This is a genomic window from Streptomyces sp. NPDC044984 (genome assembly GCF_040646935.1).
Taxonomy (GTDB): domain Bacteria; phylum Actinomycetota; class Actinomycetes; order Streptomycetales; family Streptomycetaceae; genus Streptomyces.
This window is the reverse complement of sequence record NZ_JBEZBE010000017.1, coordinates 82,751-96,393: the sequence shown is the minus strand read 5'-3', so window position 1 is coordinate 96,393 and position 13,643 is coordinate 82,751. Positions and strand designations below refer to the sequence as shown.

General features: G+C 71.7%; 10 protein-coding genes. 5 read left to right on the top strand and 5 right to left on the bottom strand.

Translation table 11 applies throughout. The annotated features are described in order from the left end of the window. Nucleotides 1-134: 134 nt before the first annotated feature. Nucleotides 135-968 carry a serine protease gene (locus tag AB0A94_RS20025; protein WP_361746021.1) on the top strand — a complete coding sequence of 278 codons (834 nt, stop codon included), beginning with the start codon at nt 135-137 and terminating at the stop codon, nt 966-968. 138 nt (nt 969-1,106) lie between these two features. Here the strand turns inward: AB0A94_RS20025 and AB0A94_RS20020 are convergent, their stop codons facing one another. After that, on the bottom strand, nt 1,107-1,337 hold the full coding sequence (locus AB0A94_RS20020) for a hypothetical protein (protein WP_159536152.1): 231 nt from the start codon (nt 1,335-1,337) through the stop codon (nt 1,107-1,109). Between the two features lie 440 nt (nt 1,338-1,777). Here AB0A94_RS20020 and AB0A94_RS20015 point away from each other — a divergent pair, with 440 nt between their 5' ends. The 3 genes from AB0A94_RS20015 to AB0A94_RS20005 all read left to right on the top strand — a co-directional run bounded on the left by AB0A94_RS20015 (nt 1,778) and on the right by AB0A94_RS20005 (nt 6,035). Next, complete coding sequence (locus AB0A94_RS20015; RefSeq protein ID WP_361746019.1) at nt 1,778-3,901, top strand: DNA topoisomerase IV subunit B; 2,124 nt, start codon at nt 1,778-1,780, stop codon at nt 3,899-3,901. A 95-nt stretch (nt 3,902-3,996) separates the two neighbouring features. Beyond that, a complete protein-coding gene (locus AB0A94_RS20010) occupies nt 3,997-4,446 on the top strand; it encodes a DUF485 domain-containing protein (RefSeq protein WP_361746017.1) in 450 nt (149 codons plus the stop codon). Further along, complete coding sequence (locus tag AB0A94_RS20005) at nt 4,443-6,035, top strand: cation acetate symporter (RefSeq protein ID WP_361746015.1); 1,593 nt, start codon at nt 4,443-4,445, stop codon at nt 6,033-6,035. The genes AB0A94_RS20010 and AB0A94_RS20005 overlap by 4 nt, the downstream gene beginning before the upstream one ends. Nucleotides 6,036-6,100: 65 nt before the next feature. Here AB0A94_RS20005 and AB0A94_RS20000 read toward each other — a convergent pair whose 3' ends face one another. From AB0A94_RS20000 to AB0A94_RS19990, 3 genes are all read right to left on the bottom strand, one after another. Then, nucleotides 6,101-6,781, bottom strand: coding sequence for a response regulator (locus AB0A94_RS20000; protein ID WP_361746013.1), 681 nt, complete (start codon nt 6,779-6,781; stop codon nt 6,101-6,103). Further along, complete coding sequence (locus AB0A94_RS19995; protein ID WP_361746011.1) at nt 6,778-8,451, bottom strand: sensor histidine kinase; 1,674 nt, start codon at nt 8,449-8,451, stop codon at nt 6,778-6,780. Before AB0A94_RS19995 ends, AB0A94_RS20000 begins: the two co-directional genes overlap by 4 nt. 86 nt (nt 8,452-8,537) lie before the next feature. Then, the gene (locus AB0A94_RS19990) at nt 8,538-9,479 is read right to left on the bottom strand and encodes a sucrase ferredoxin (RefSeq protein WP_361746009.1); all 942 of its coding nucleotides are present in this window, start codon (nt 9,477-9,479) and stop codon (nt 8,538-8,540) included. A gap of 412 nt (nt 9,480-9,891) precedes the next feature. Between AB0A94_RS19990 and AB0A94_RS19985 the strand changes: the two genes are divergently transcribed. Next, nucleotides 9,892-10,935 carry a GTP-binding protein gene (locus AB0A94_RS19985; RefSeq protein ID WP_361746007.1) on the top strand — a complete coding sequence of 348 codons (1,044 nt, stop codon included), beginning with the start codon at nt 9,892-9,894 and terminating at the stop codon, nt 10,933-10,935. On the opposite strand, the gene AB0A94_RS19980 is transcribed toward AB0A94_RS19985, so the two are convergent. Beyond that, the gene (locus AB0A94_RS19980; protein ID WP_361746005.1) at nt 10,932-13,382 is read right to left on the bottom strand and encodes a DNA topoisomerase IV subunit A; all 2,451 of its coding nucleotides are present in this window, start codon (nt 13,380-13,382) and stop codon (nt 10,932-10,934) included. The genes AB0A94_RS19985 and AB0A94_RS19980 overlap by 4 nt on opposite strands. Between the last annotated feature and the right edge of the window lie 261 nt (nt 13,383-13,643).

Genomic DNA, 13,643 nt, shown 5'->3' with positions numbered 1-13,643 from the left:
CGCCGCGCGCCGGCCCGTGTCAGGCCCGGTTCCCGTCCTCGGGAGCCGGGCCTTCGCGTCCCCGCGCGGGTGCGGGCTCGGGCGGGGTCCGTCACTGTGGGTGTTCCAGGATCACCCCAGTGTGAGGAGCGTGCATGCGACGTCGTCTTGTCCGGACCCTGGCCCGGCCGCTGGCCCTCGCGGCCGCCGCGTCCCTCATACCGCTGGCCTCGGCCGTTCCGGCGGTCGCCGACAGCGTCGTCGTCGGTGGCTTTCCCGTCGACGTCTCGGAGGGGCCGTGGACGGTGGCGCTGTCCAGCCGTGACCGGTTCGGAGGTGAACGAGCGGGACAGTTCTGCGGGGGTGTGGCAGTCGGCCGGACCACCGTGCTCACCGCGGCCCACTGCATGGACGAGGAGGTGCTGGGGACGTCCCCGGAGCGCGTGGGCGACCTCAAGGTGATCACGGGGCGTACGGAACTGCTCTCGGACCGCGGTCAGGAGATCGCCGTACGCGGCACCTGGGTGAACCCGGGCTATGACGGCGTCACCAACTCCGGCGACTACGCCGTGCTCAGACTGGCCGAGCCGCTGCCTTCGGGCTCGGTGATAGCCATGGCCGGGACCGATGATCCCGCGTACCGGGCGGGCACCCCGGCTACCGTCTACGGGTGGGGGGACACCACGGGGTCCGGGGCCTATGCCGGCAGCCTGCGCGCGGCACGCGTGCGGGTGCAGCCCGACGCGCTGTGCGAGAGGGCGTATCCGGGCGGCTCCGAGGGCACCTACCGGGCCGAGACGATGCTGTGCGCGGGAGAGGTGAGCGGGGGCCAGGACGCCTGTCAGGGGGACAGCGGAGGGCCGCTGGTGGCCCGGGGGCGGCTGATAGGCCTCGTGTCCTGGGGAACGGGGTGCGGTCGGGCGGGCAGTCCCGGGGTGTACACACGCGTCTCCGAGATCCTGCGGACCTTTGGGTGGCCGCAGGACTGAGAGCGGGCTGAAGGGCACCGGCGGGCCGCTGGGCGGTCCCTGGCGGGTGCGGGCATGAGTCGGGCGGCTGTCTCCCGGGTGGAGGCAGCCGCCCGCTCACCGGCCTGTGCCGGGCTGCTCGTCGTCGGATGCGAGGTGTCAGCGCTCTTCGTCGGGAGCGGTCGCCGGAGGGGCGGTCAGCCGCTCCGTCTCGTCCTGTATCTCAGCGGCGATCTTCTTGAGTTCCGGCTCGAACTTGCGGCCGTGGTGGGCGCAGAAGAGCAGTTCTCCGCCGCTCAGCAGGACGACGCGCAGGTATGCCTGGGCGCCGCAGCGGTCGCAGCGATCGGCGGCCGTCAGCGGGCTCGCGGGGGTCAGAACAGTAGTCACGTCGCCTCTTCTCTAGCTCGACGAGCTGTCGTACCAGGGTCAACATCCAACCAGCCCCAAAACGTTCCCGCTCGTGGCTTCTCCTCGGAAAAATTTTCCGAGGTGGGTGGCTGTTGCCGGTTGGCGGCGAATGTGCCGTAGTGCGTGTCTGATGTGTCGTACGGATTCGCGTTCGTATCGGTGGTCGGCCCTCCCGGCTGGCTTGCCGGTTGTTCATGAGGACGTGCCCGGAGCCTAAATGGTTCATGCCTCGAAGGGAACGTGATGTGTGCTTCACTCCATCGAGGGATCGAACAAGCATGCGACTCTCGACTAGGGTGGGCTGAAGCGAGGGTGGCGTTACAACGGCTCTACCAGGCCTCGGTACCCTCTCAGCGGTGACTGAAGCCGCGCCCTTACCCATGAGGGCCGCATCTGAAATTCAGCGAGGAGCGAACCGCGTGACCGCCGAGACGTCCGTGCCGTCCACAGCGCTGCTGGCAGGAGCAGACCGGGACGGTTCCAACTACACCGCGCGGCACCTGCTCGTCCTCGAGGGGCTCGAGGCCGTGCGGAAGCGCCCCGGTATGTACATCGGATCCACCGACAGCCGTGGTCTGATGCACTGCCTCTGGGAGATCATCGACAACTCCGTCGACGAGGCCCTCGGAGGCTACTGCGACCACATCGACGTGGTCCTCCACGACGACGGCTCGGTGGAGGTCCGGGACAACGGCCGGGGCATCCCGGTCGACGTCGAGCCCAAGACCGGCCTCTCCGGCGTCGAGGTCGTCATGACCAAGCTGCACGCCGGCGGCAAGTTCGGCGGCGGCTCGTACGCCGCCTCCGGCGGTCTGCACGGCGTCGGCGCCTCCGTCGTCAACGCGCTCTCCGCGCGGCTGGACGTCGAGGTGGACCGGGGCGGGCACACCCATGCGATCAGCTTCCGGCGCGGTGTCCCCGGTGCCTTCGCCGCCCTGGGGCCGGACGCGAAGTTCGAGGCCGGGAGCGGGCTGCGCAGGGCCAAGAAGATCCCGAAGACCCGCAGCGGCACGCGCGTGCGCTACTGGGCCGACCGCCAGATCTTCCTCAAGGACGCCAAGCTCGCCCTGGAGACGCTGCACCAGCGCGCCCGCCAGACCGCGTTCCTGGTGCCCGGCCTGACCATCGTCGTCCGCGACGAGTACGGGCTCGGCGAGGGCGGCAGCAAGGGTGAGGAGTCCTTCCGCTTCGACGGCGGCATCAGCGAGTTCTGCGAGTTCCTGGCCTCCGACCGGCCCATCTGCGACACCCTCCGCTTCACCGGACAGGGCACCTTCAAGGAGACCGTCCCGGTCCTCGACGAGCACGGCCAGATGACGCCCACCGAGGTCACCCGCGAGCTCGGCGTCGACGTCGCGATGCGCTGGGGCACCGGCTACGACACCACGCTCAGGTCGTTCGTCAACATCATCGCCACCCCCAAGGGCGGCACCCATGTCGCCGGCTTCGAGCAGGCCGTCGCCAAGACGCTGAACGAGGTGCTGCGCGCCAAGAAGATGCTGCGCGTGGCCGAGGACGACATCGTCAAGGACGACGCCCTCGAGGGCCTCACCGCGGTGGTCACGGTCCGCCTGGCCGAGCCGCAGTTCGAGGGCCAGACCAAGGAGGTCCTCGGCACCTCGGCGGCCCGCCGCATCGTGAACAACGTGATCTCCAGGGAACTCAAGGCGTTCCTGACCTCCACCAAGCGCGACGACGCCCAGCAGGCCCGCGTCGTCATGGAGAAGGCCGTCGCCGCGGCCCGGACCCGCATCGCGGCCCGCCAGCACAAGGACGCGCAGCGCCGCAAGACGGCCCTGGAGTCCTCCTCGCTGCCCGCCAAGCTCGCCGACTGCCGCAGCGACGACGTCGACCGCAGCGAGCTGTTCATCGTCGAGGGCGACTCCGCGCTCGGCACGGCCAAGCTCGCCCGGAACTCCGAGTTCCAGGCGCTGCTGCCGATCCGCGGCAAGATCCTCAACGTCCAGAAGTCGTCCGTGACGGACATGCTCAAGAACGCCGAGTGCGGCGCGATCATCCAGGTCATAGGGGCGGGGTCGGGGCGGACCTTCGACATCGACACGGCCCGCTACGGCAAGATCATCATGATGACCGACGCCGATGTCGACGGCTCCCACATCCGCACCCTGCTGCTGACCCTGTTCCACCGCTACATGCGGCCCATGGTCGAGGCCGGCCGGGTGTTCGCCGCGGTGCCGCCGCTGCACCGCATCGAGCTGATCCAGCCCAAGAAGGGCCAGGACAAGTACGTCTACACGTACTCGGACCGGGAGCTGCGCGACAGGCTCATGGAGTTCCAGAGCAAGAACATCCGCTACAAGGACTCGATCCAGCGCTACAAGGGCCTCGGTGAGATGGACGCCGACCAGCTGGCCGAGACCACCATGGACCCGCGTCACCGCACCCTGCGCCGGATCAACCTCACCGACCTGGAGGCCGCCGAGCAGGTCTTCGACCTCCTCATGGGCAACGACGTCGCCCCGCGCAAGGAGTTCATCTCCAGCTCCGCGGCGACCCTGGACCGCTCGCGCATCGACGCCTAGCGGGCGCGCCGGGCGCGCCCGGCCCGGTCACCTGATGGGGTGAAGCAGAACGGGAAGAAGAGCCGGGGATCTTCCCGTTCTGCCCATCCTTGGGCATGCAGCGAAGCAACTCGGGGGACGTGAGGTACGACGACCCCTGGTACGACGCCCTCGCCTCGGGCTGGGGCGAGTCGGCCGGCCCGGCGGAGGCGGCGGCGCCGGCCCGCCGTGCGGACGGGACCGACGTCTACCTCGAAGTACAGCGCAGCGCGGCCTTCCAGGAGGTGCGCAGCCGGTACCGGCGGTTCGTGGTGCCGGCGGTCGCCGCCTTCCTCGTCTGGTACGTGGCGTACGTCGTGACCGCCACGACCGCGCCGGGGCTGATGGCACGGCCCGTCGCGGGCGCCGTGAACCTGGGCATGCTCGCCGGGCTCGGCCAGTTCCTGACCACCTTCCTGCTCACCTGGGCCTACGTCCGTCATGCGCGGCTGCGCCGGGACCGGGCGGCGCTGGAACTGCGCTGGGACGCCCAGGAACTGGCGCGCGGGAGAGGCGGCGCGGCATGACGGGTGATCACCGGATGCCGGCACTGCTGCTGTTCGGCGCGTTCGTCGCGGTGACCCTGGTCATCACGACCTGGGTGAGCCGCCGCCGGCAGGGATCGGCGGAGGAGTTCTACGCGGGCGGCCGGCTCTTCTCCCCGATGGAGAACGGTTTCGCCATCGCGGGCGACTACCTGTCGGCCGCGTCCTTCCTCGGCATCTCCGGACTCATCGCGCTCGTCGGCTACGACGGGATGCTCTACTCGGTCGGCTTCCTGGTGGCCTGGCTGGTGGTCCTGCTCCTGGTCGCGGAACTGGTGCGCAACTGCGGCCGGTTCACGCTCGCCGACGTGGTCGCCGCGCGCATGCGGGAGCGGCCGGTGCGGATCGCGGCGGGAACCTCGTCGGTCACCGTGTCCGTTCTCTACCTGGTGGCGCAGATGGTGGGCGCGGGCAGCCTGGTCGCGCTGCTGCTCGGCGGCACGGGCGAGGCGGTCCGGGCCTGGACCGTCGTCGGCGTCGGCGTGCTCATGGTGATGCATGTGTCGTGGGGAGGGATGCGGGCCACCACGTGGATCCAGATCGTGAAAGCGGTCCTGCTGCTCGGCGGCACCGTCACGCTGACCGTCCTCGTCCTGCTGCGGTTCCACGGCGACGTCAACCGGCTGCTCCTCACCGCGGCCGAACGCAGCGGTCACGGTGAGGCGTTCCTGGCTCCCGGGCTCGCCTACGGCGGTGACTGGACCGCGCGGTTCGACTTCATCAGCCTGGGCCTCGCGCTGGTGCTCGGCACGGCGGGGCTGCCGCACATCCTGTCCCGCTTCCACACCGTCCCCACCGCGCGGGCGGCCCGGCGGTCGGTCGTCTGGGCGATCGGGCTCATCGGCGGCTTCTACCTGATGACGATCGTGCTCGGCTTCGGTGCCGCCGCCCTCGTCGGACCGGACGTCGTGCGCGCCTCGAGCGCGTCCGGGAACACGGCGGTGCCGCTGCTGGCGCTCGACCTGGGCGGCGGCTCCGGTTCCACCGGCGGAACGATCCTGTTCGCGATCGTCGCCGCGGTCGCCTTCGCCACGATCCTCGCCGTGGTCGCCGGGATCACGCTCGCCTCCTCGGCGTCCGTCGCGCACGACCTGTACGCCTCCCTGCGACGCCGGCGCGGGAAGCCGCGCGGCGAGGTGGCGGTGGCCCGCCTCGCCGCGGTCGGCATCGGTCTGCTCGCGATCGCCCTCGGTCTGCTGGCCCGCGACCTCAACGTCGCGTTCCTGGTGGGCCTCGCCTTCGCCGTGGCCGCGTCCGCGAACCTGCCCGTGCTGCTCTACTCCCTGTTCTGGCACGGCTTCACCACACGCGGTGCCGTGTGGGCCGTGTACGGGGGGCTGATCCCGGCCGTGGTGCTGGTGCTGCTGTCCCCCGTGGTGTCGGGCGGCCCCGCGTCCCTCTTCCCGGACGCCGACTTCCAGCTCTTCCCGCTGCAGAATCCCGGTCTGGTCTCCGTCCCGCTGGGCTTCCTCGCGGGCTGGCTCGGCACGCTCACCTCGCGCGAGCTCCCCGACGAGGCCAAGCACGCGGAGACCGAGGTGCGCTCACTGACCGGCGCGGGGGCGGTGTAGGGCGTCCGGCGGAGACGGACGGCGCCGCCGGGCGCAGGAGTTCCCCCGCCCCCTGGGCCGTGTCCTCAGGCGCGGGTTGCCCACACGTAACGGTGTTCCGGGCGGCCCGCGTCGCCGTACTTCAGGGTCAGCACGGCCCGTCCCGTGCGCTCCAGGAGCTTCAGGTAGCGCTGGGCGGTCTGGCGGCTCACCCCCGTGCGCTCGGCGATCTCCTGGGCCGACAGCGGGCCGTCGGCGTTCATCAGGGACTGCCGTACGAGTTCGGCGGTGGTGGGGGAGTGCCCCTTGGGCAGCTGTGGCTCGGACGACGCCGACAGCGCGCCGAAGATGCGGTCCACCTCCGCCTGCTCCGCCTCACCACCGCCGTCGAGGGTGCGGCGCAGTTCCGCGTACGCCTCCAGCTTGGTGCGCAGCCCGGCGAAGGCGAACGGCTTGACCAGGTACTGCAGGGCGCCCTGGCGCATCGCCGCCTGCACCGTGGACACGTCCCGGGCCGCCGTCACCATGATCACGTCGGTCTGGTGCCCGCGCCGGCGCATCTCCTGCACCACCTCGAGCCCCGTCTCGTCGGGCAGGTAGTGGTCCAGGAGAACGAGGTCCAGCCGGGGCAGCGCCTCCAGCCGGCCGAGCGCCTCGGCCGCGCTGTGCGCCTGACCGGCGACATGGAAACCGGGCACCTTCTCGACGTACGCGGCGTTGACCCGCGCGACCCGGACGTCGTCGTCCACGACCAGGACCTCGATCATCGTGACTCCTCCTCGGCGGCCCCCGGGGCGGACGCCCCGGTGAGGGCGGGTTCCGCGCCCGGCTCGGCCAGGGCCTCGGGCAGGACGACGGTGAACTCCGCGCCCCCGCCGCTCGCCTCGCCCACGTTCGCGCTGCCCCCCTGGCGCTCGGCGAGCCGGCGCACCAGCGGCAGCCCGATGCCCCGCTCGCGGTGGGCCGGCGGCTCCTTGGTGGACCAGCCCTCGGTGAAGATCAACTCGCGGTGCTCCGGCGGAATTCCGGGCCCGGTGTCGCGCACCACCAGCACCGCCGTACGTCCCTCGGCGCGCAGTTCGACCTCCACGCGTGCCTGCGGCGTACCGGCGACGGCGTCCAGGGCGTTGTCCACCAGATTGCCGACGACGGTGACGATCCCCCGGGGGTCGATCAGCCGGTCCGGCAGCCGGGTCCCGTCCGACACCCACAGCGCCACCCCGCGCTCGGCCGCGACCGTCGCCTTGCCCACCAGCAGCGCCGCGAGCAGCGGGTCCCGGATCTTCTCGGTGACCTGCTCCGACGTGGCCCGGTGATCGCCGACGACCTCGCCGACGAACTCCACCGCGTCGTCGTACATCTCCAGCTCCAGCAGCCCCAGCAGGGTGTGCATGCGGTTGGCGTGCTCGTGGTCCTGGGCGCGCAGCGCGTCGATGAGCCCGCGCGTGGAGTCCAGCTCCCGGCCGAGCCGGTCCAGCTCCGTGCGGTCGCGCAGGGTGGCCACGGCGCCGCCGTCGTCCGTCGGCATCCGGTTGGCGACCAGGACCCGTCGGCCGCGGACGGTGAGCAGGTCCGTGCCGGTCACCCGTCCGGCCAGCACATCGGCGGTGCGTCCTTCGCCGAGCGCCAGGTCGGGGGAGTGGCCGACGGCCTCCTCGCCGATCCCCAGCAGGCGCTGCGCCTCGTCGTTCAGCAGGCGGATACGGCCGGTGCGGTCCAGGGCGACGACGCCCTCCCGGATGCCGTGCAGCATCGCCTCACGCTCCGCGAGCAGCGCCGCGATGTCCGAGAAGGCCAGGTCGCGGGTCTGCCGCTGCACCCGCCGGGAGATCAGCCAGGCCGCGAGCGCGCCCACGGCCAGGGCGCCGCCGGCGTACGCGAACAGTCCCGGGATGGCGTGGATCAGCCGGGCCCGGACGCTGTCGTAGGCGATGCCGACCGAGACCGCCCCGACGATCTCGCCGTCGTCGTCCCGCAGTGGCACCTTGCCCCGCGCGGAGCGCCCCAGGGTGCCCTCGTCGATCTCCATGACGTCGTGTCCGGCCAGCGCCTCCCCGGGGTCGGTCGACACCAGGCCGCCGATCCGCTGCGGATCGGTGTGCGACCAGCGCACGCCCCGCACGTCCAGCACCACGACGTACTCGGCCCCGGTGGCCTTCCGGATCCGTTCGGTCTCCCGCTGCACCGGCCCGTCCGCGGACGGTTCCGTCCCGCGCAGGTCCCGCGCCAGCTGCGGCTGCTGGGCGGTGGTCTGTGCGATCGCGAGCGCGCGGCGCATCGCCTGGTCGTCCAGCTGGTCGCCGAGCGGCGCGAGGAACAGCCCGGTGGCCAGCACCGCGACTCCCGCGGCGATCGCCAGCTGCATCAGCAGGACCTGCGAGAACACCCGCCGCGGCAGGCCGAGGCGCAGGCGGCGTGCGGGGGGAGTGGAGCTCATACCCATGACGGTACGTGGGTGGGCGCGGGGTGCCGCAGGGGTGTGGCGGGGATCTCCCGGGCCCGTGTTCCCGTGAGCGGGGGCGGTCAGCTCGCCAGCGCTGCCAGGGCCACCTCGCGGACGCCCACGACGTCCATCCGCGCGGGCGAGCCGAGCACCGACCCGCAGCTCTCCGGACGGGGCGGCAGGGACGCGCCCCGGGCGACCTCCACCAGCCACCGGCGCCCGTCCGCGTGGGCGACGGTCACCTCCCAGCGGGGCGCGGCACCGTCCGTCCGTACGACGCTCAGGGCCTCGGCGGCGTACTCGCCCACCGCGCGCCGGACGGCCAGCTCGGCCGCCTGACCGGGCCGCTCCCAGGCGGAGCAGCCCCGGCACCCCTCGACGACGATCCGGCCCTCCGCCATGCCGTGCAGCACCTCCTTGACGGTGTGGGCCTCGGCCCGCCCGTACGCGTAGCCGTACGGCAGACAGAGGATCGTGGGGGAGAAACGGTGACCGCCCAGGTGGGTGACCTCCCAGACGCCCTCCACCCCGGATGCGGCGAGTTCGGCCGCCAGGGGCCGTCCGAGGAGGGCGCAGCAGCGGTCGCGTCTGCCGTTGGTGCAGACGAGGGAGAGGGGGCCGCCCTCGTGGGGCCGCCCGCCGAGCGCGGTCGCGAAGGACTCCGGCTCACCCCTGCCGAGTGCGGCGAAGTCGAGGTCGAGCAGGCGCTCGAGGTTCGCGGTCGTGGCGGCGTGCAGCCACACGTTTCCGGGAACGGTGTGGGCCGCGTACACCCGGCGCGTGGCGGGCGTCCGGCGGTCCGCGTGCCGCCCGGGCCGCCGGATGAGCGCGATCCGCACTCCGCTGCCCTTCGCGGCGGCCTCCAGGGCGCGGCCCAGCGCGGGGTCGAGGTGGCTGGAGGTGAGCGCCTCGGCACCCCAGGGGCCGGGCTGCTCCAGCAGCAGCCAGGTCCGCGCGGTGGCGGCGGTTCCCGCGACCGGCTCGTCGAGCTCGCGGGAGACGTTCGAGCACGTGCTACTCACAAAGGTGAGCCTAACCTGACTTGCCCGGTGGTGCCGAGTCGACCCGTTGGCGCCGTGGAGTGCGCGCTGGGTGGTGACAATTGCCCTGAACGGTGCTGATCATCGTTTCTTCGGTTACTTGTCACTCTTACGGAGGATTCCCCGGAGTGGAGGTGCTCTCACGCCTCGAGTGACAGGAACGCCGCACGCGTTGCGCGTCCGTCATGGCGGCAAGGGCACCTGCGGCCGGGCGGCGCGCGGAGGGAGACGAGGGCCGCGTGAACCGGCGCCTTGCCCGACGCCTGCCCCGCGGACGCCGCTCACGATCGTTCGCTTCGCCGTCGTTCTCGCCACTCGTATCCTGGGGCGTCAGTCGGTTTCGGAGCGCACGCCGGGAGCGAGCCGGTGTGCGCACAGGTGGGAGAGGGGTCGCGTGTCGGAGCGGAGCAGCGGGCGGCAGATTCCGGTGGTCGTACTGGCCGGATTTCTGGGCTCGGGGAAGACCACCCTGCTCAACCACCTCCTCCACCGCAGCGGCGGCAGCCGCATCGGTGCCGTCGTCAACGACTTCGGAGCCATCGAGATCGACGCCATGGCCGTCGCCGGGGCGCTCGGGGACTCGACCGTGTCGCTGGGCAACGGGTGTCTGTGCTGTGCCGTGGACGGCAGCGAACTCGACGTGTACCTCGAACGGCTCGCCCGCCCCTCCGCCGGGATCGACGTCATCGTCATCGAGGCCAGCGGCCTCGCCGAACCGCAGGAACTCGTGCGGATGGTGCTCGCCAGCGAGCATCCGGGCATCGTGTACGGCGGACTCGTCGAGGTCGTGGACGCCGCCGAGTTCGACGACACCCGGGCCAGGCACCCGGAGATCGACCGGCACCTCGCCCTCGCGGATCTCGTGGTCGTCAACAAGGTGGACCGGGCCCCGGACGCCTCGCGCGTACTGACCCTGGTCCGGTCCCTCGTCGACCGTGCGGCCGTGGTGCCCGCCACGCACGGCCGGGTCGACCCCGAGTTCCTCTTCGACTGCAGGCCGAGCGAGGAGCGCGTCGGACAGCTGTCGTTCGACGATCTGCATCACGACGACCACGCCGGGCATCTGCACGCCGCTTACGACAGCGTCTCCTTCGCCGCCGAGCGCCCGCTGGACCCGCGCCGGCTGATCCGCTTCCTGGACAGCCGGCCCGAGGGGCTGTACCGGATCAAGGGCTACGTCGACTTCGGGTCGTACGACACCCGCAACCGGTACGCCGTACATGCCGTGGGACGGTTCCTGCGCTTCTACCCCGAGCCCTGGCCCGCCGGCGAGGAACGGCTCACGCAGCTGGTGCTCATCGGGACCGGCATCGACGCCGCAGCCCTCCACGAGGAACTGGCGGCGTGCGTGAGCGGCGACGCCCCACACGCCGACGAACAGGGCATGTGGGGCGTTCTGCGCTATGTGCAGGGAGCGGCCGAGGACCCGGCCGCCTAGACCGGGCCCGCCACCACCGACACCGTCTTCGGCAGGGACACACCCGAGCCGTCACGGCGCGGGTCGGGCTCCGGGAGGGCCACCGTGGCGCCGTTCTTCTGCGCGGCACGGGCCGGGAGCGGGCCCGCCCAGGCCAGGGCCAGGCAGTCCTCGCCCTTCAGGAACCGCTGGCAGCGCACACCGCCGGTGGCCCGGCCCTTGCGCGGGTACTGGTCGAACGGAGTCAGCTTGGCCGTCGTCTGGACCGAGTCGTCCAGCGTGCCCCGCGAACCCGCGACCGTGAACACCACCGCGTCCGCGGCCGGGTCGACCGCCGTGAAGGAGATGACCTTCGCCCCCTCGGTGAGCTTGATGCCCGCCATGCCGCCCGCGGGACGGCCCTGCGGCCGGACCTGCGCGGCCGGGTAGCGCAGCAGCTGCGCGTCGTCGCTGATGAAGACCAGGTCCTCCTCGCCCGTGCGCAGCTCGATCGCGCCGACGATCCGGTCGCCCTCCTTGAGGGTGATGACCTCCAGCTCCTCCTTGCTGGAGGGGTAGTCGGGCACCACGCGCTTGACGACTCCCTGTTCCGTGCCGAGCGCCAGGCCCGGCGACGACTCGTCGAGCGTGGTCAGGCACACCACCTGCTCGTCGTCCTCCAGGGACACGAACTCGGCCAGGGGCGCCCCGCCCGAGAGGTTCGGCGTCGGCATCGTTCCCGGGAGCTGCGGCAGGTCGACGACGTTCAGCCGGAGCAGCCGGCCGGACGAGGTGACGACGCCGATCTCACCGCGGGCCGTCGCCGGCACCGCCGAGACGATCACGTCGTGCTTGACCCGCTTGCCGTCGTCGGCGAGCGGCGCGTCGTCCGCCGTACGGGCGAGCAGGCCCGTGGAGGACAGCAGCACGCGGCACGGGTCGTCCGCCACCTGCAGCGGTACGGCGGCGGCCGGGGTGCCGGCCGACTCCAGCAGCAGCGTACGGCGGTCGTTGCCGAACTTCTTCGCCACCGCGGCCAGTTCGGTGGAGACCAGCTTGCGCAGCTCCGCGTCCGAGTCCAGGATCCGGGTCAGCTCCTCGATCTCCGCGTTCAGCCGGTCCTTCTCGGCCTCCAGCTCGATCCGGTCGTACTTGGTGAGGCGACGCAGCGGCGTGTCCAGGATGTACTGGGTCTGGATGTCGCTGAGGGAGAACCGCTCCATCAGGCGCTGCCTGGCCTGCGCGGAGTTCTCGCTGGAGCGGATGAGGCGGATGACCTCGTCGATGTCCACCAGGGCCGTGAGCAGGCCCTCGACCAGGTGGAGGCGGTCGCGCCGCTTGCCCCGGCGGAACTCCGAACGCCGGCGCACGACGTTGAAGCGGTGGTCGAGGTAGACCTCGAGGAGTTCCTTGAGGCCCAGGGTGAGCGGCTGGCCGTCCACCAGCGCCACGTTGTTGATGCCGAAGGACTCCTCCATCGGCGTCAGCTTGTACAGCTGCTCCAGGACCGCTTCCGGCACGAAGCCGTTCTTGATCTCGATGACCAGCCGCAGACCGTGCTCGCGGTCGGTGAGGTCCTTGACGTCGGCGATGCCCTGGAGCTTCTTCGACCCGACCAGGTCCTTGATCTTGCCGATGACCTTCTCCGGACCGACCGTGAAGGGCAGCTCGGTGACGACGAGGCCCTTGCGGCGGGCCGTCACGTCCTCCACGGTGACCGTGGCGCGGATCTTGAACGTGCCGCGGCCCGTCTCGTACGCGTCCCGGACGCCGGACAGGCCGACGATCCGGCCGCCGGTGGGCAGGTCGGGGCCCGGGACGTGCTTCATCAGGGCGTCGAGATCGGCGTTCGGATACCTGATCAGGTGCCGCGCGGCCGCGACGACCTCGCGCAGGTTGTGCGGCGGCATGTTGGTGGCCATGCCGACGGCGATGCCCGACGCGCCGTTCACCAGGAGGTTCGGGAACGCGGCGGGCAGCGCCACCGGCTCCTGCTCCTGGCCGTCGTAGTTGGGCGCGAAGTCGACCGTGTCCTCGTCGATGGACTCGGTCATCAGACTGGTGGCCTCGGCCATCCGGCACTCGGTGTACCGCATGGCGGCGGGCGGGTCGTCGTTGCCCAGCGAGCCGAAGTTGCCGTGGCCGTCGACCAGGGGGACGCGCATCGAGAACGGCTGGGCCATGCGGACCAGGGCGTCGTAGATCGACGCGTCGCCGTGGGGGTGCAGCTTGCCCATGACCTCGCCGACGACGCGGGCGCACTTCACGTAGCCGCGCTCGGGCCGCAGGCCCATCTCGTTCATCTGGTAGACGATGCGGCGGTGCACCGGCTTGAGACCGTCGCGCGCGTCCGGCAGGGCGCGGGAGTAGATGACCGAGTACGCGTACTCGAGGAAGGAGCCCTGCATCTCGTCGACGACGTCGATGTCGAGGATCTTCTCCTCGTACGACTCGTCGGGCGGCGGGGTCTTCGTGCTGCGGCGGGCCATCGCTGCCGGCTCCTTGCTGAAGCGTTGTGGACGGGATCTGACGCGGACCATTGTGGACCGTCGCACTGACAGACGGGACCAGGGTCCCGGGTCCGGGCGGTTGGCGGGGGTGAGGTGTGGGGGGTGCGAGCAGGGTACGCGGCCCAGCGTGAACCGGTCGGGGGCGGGTTGCGCAGCCCGGCGCCTGCGCGGTGCCTCCCCGGAGGGGGTGCCCCCGGCGCCCACCTGTGCCGTCCTGCGGCCGCGGCTGCCCGCGGGTAC

Coding starts and splice junctions, on each gene's coding strand:
- AB0A94_RS20025 (WP_361746021.1), top strand. CDS start 135: ATGCGACGTCGTCTTGTCCGGACCCTGGCCCGGCCGCTGGCCCTCGCG.
- AB0A94_RS20010 (WP_361746017.1), top strand. CDS start 3,997: ATGCAGCGAAGCAACTCGGGGGACGTGAGGTACGACGACCCCTGGTAC.
- AB0A94_RS20005 (WP_361746015.1), top strand. CDS start 4,443: ATGACGGGTGATCACCGGATGCCGGCACTGCTGCTGTTCGGCGCGTTC.
- AB0A94_RS20000 (WP_361746013.1), bottom strand. CDS start 6,781: ATGATCGAGGTCCTGGTCGTGGACGACGACGTCCGGGTCGCGCGGGTC.
- AB0A94_RS19995 (WP_361746011.1), bottom strand. CDS start 8,451: ATGAGCTCCACTCCCCCCGCACGCCGCCTGCGCCTCGGCCTGCCGCGG.
- AB0A94_RS19980 (WP_361746005.1), bottom strand. CDS start 13,382: ATGGCCCGCCGCAGCACGAAGACCCCGCCGCCCGACGAGTCGTACGAG.